The 1,920-nt window shown below is 40.8% G+C and carries 1 pseudogene; it reads right to left on the bottom strand.

From position 1 onward, the window contains the following. Positions 1 to 1,920: pseudogene (locus FS875_RS10315) on the bottom strand (hypothetical protein); the annotation flags it as partial.

Genomic DNA, 1,920 nt, shown 5'->3' with positions numbered 1-1,920 from the left:
AACTCGTGTCAATGATATCACCATTGTCGTTGAAACCTTTAAAATGGAATGTAGGAGCAACCCATTTGCCATCTTCATAGCTGGCTTCACCACCTAATGTCTTTGCAACATTGCTCCCTAGAGCATAGAGCTGAGAACCATTAACCGCATCTGTAGAGGCTTGACCAACATCCCCTGCGGCAAGGAGTTTAATCTTGCTATCCTTTTCTCCATGCGTTGCTACAAATGCGTCATGTTTATTGCTCCATAATAAGGAATCCCCTTTAACTTCCTTATTAATATTGTCTAACTTTTCATTAAACTCATTAACAACACTATTCAGATGTTTATTAACATTGCTAAAGTTCGTATCAACTCCTGCAAACGCAGAGCCTACATCGTTATAGGTCTTGTGTTCACCTTCCTTACCATCTTCACTGAACATTTTCAGGATAAAGCTTGGAGCAACCCATTTGCCATCTTCATAGCTGGCGTTACCACCTAATGTCTTTGCAACATTGCTCCCTAGAGCATGGAGCTGATTACCAGCCACGGCATCACTTGAGCTAGAATTAATAGCTCCATTGGCAAGTGATGTAATCTTGCTGTTCGTTTTGCTACCTTCTTTGCCATGTTCTGCGACAAACGCACCTTTGCTTCCATCCCACAACAACGCATCACTTTGAACCGTGCTGATCTCTTTGCCAATTTCATCCTTAATATTCGCAAACTGATCTTTAACTTTCTTAAATGAATCGCCAACACCCGTAAAGGCTGAGGTTACATCATTATAACTCGTGTCAGTGACATCACCATTTTCATTGAAACCTTTAAAATGGAATGTAGGAGCAACCCATTTGCCATCTTCATAGCTAGCTTCACCACCTAATGTCTTTGCAACATTGCTCCCTAGAGCATAAAGCTGAGAACCATTAACCGCATCTGTAGAGGCTTGACCAATATCTCCTGCGGCAAGGAGTTTAATCTTGCTATCCTTTTCTCCATGCGTTGCTATAAATGCGTTATGTTCATTGCTCCATAATAAGGAATCCCCTTTAACTTCCTTATTAATATTGTCTAACTTTTCATTAAACTCATTAACAACACTATTCAGATGTTTATTAACATTGCTAAAGTTCGTATCAACTCCTGCAAACGCAGAGCCTACATCGTTATAGGTCTTGTGTTCACCTTCCTTACCATCTTCACTGAACATTTTCAGGATAAAGCTTGGAGCAACCCATTTGCCATCTTCATAGCTGGCGTTACCACCTAATGACTTCGCAACATTGCTCCCTAGAGCATGGAGCTGATTACCAGCCACGGCATCACTTGAGCTAGAATTAATAGATCCATTGGCAAGTGACGTGATCTTGCTGTTCGTTTTGCTACCTTCTTTGCCATGTTCTGCGACAAACGCACCTTTGCTTCCATCCCACAACAAGGCATCACTTTGAACCGTGCTGATCTCCTTGCCAATTTCATCCTTAATATTCGCAAACTGATCTTTAACTTTCTCAAATGAATCGCCAACACCCGTAAAGGCTGAGGTTACATCATTATAACTCGTGTCAATGATATCACCATTGTCGTTGAAACCTTTAAAATGGAATGTAGGAGCAACCCATTTGCCATCTTCATAGCTGGCTTCACCACCTAATGTCTTTGCAACATTGCTCCCTAGAGCATAAAGCTGAGAACCATTAACCGCATCTGTAGAGGCTTGACCAATATCTCCTGCGGCAAGGAGTTTAATCTTGCTATCCTTTTCTCCATGCGTTGCTATAAATGCGTTATGTTCATTGCTCCATAACAAGGAATCCCCTTTAACTTCCTTATTAATATTGTCTAACTTTTCATTAAACTCATTAACAACACTATTCAGATGTTTATTAACATTGCTAAAGTTCGTATCAACTCCTGCAAACGCAGAGCCTACAT

Source organism: Bartonella saheliensis (assembly GCF_902162175.1).
The sequence above is the reverse complement of the archived record's forward strand: the minus strand, read 5'-3'. Positions and strand labels throughout refer to the sequence as shown.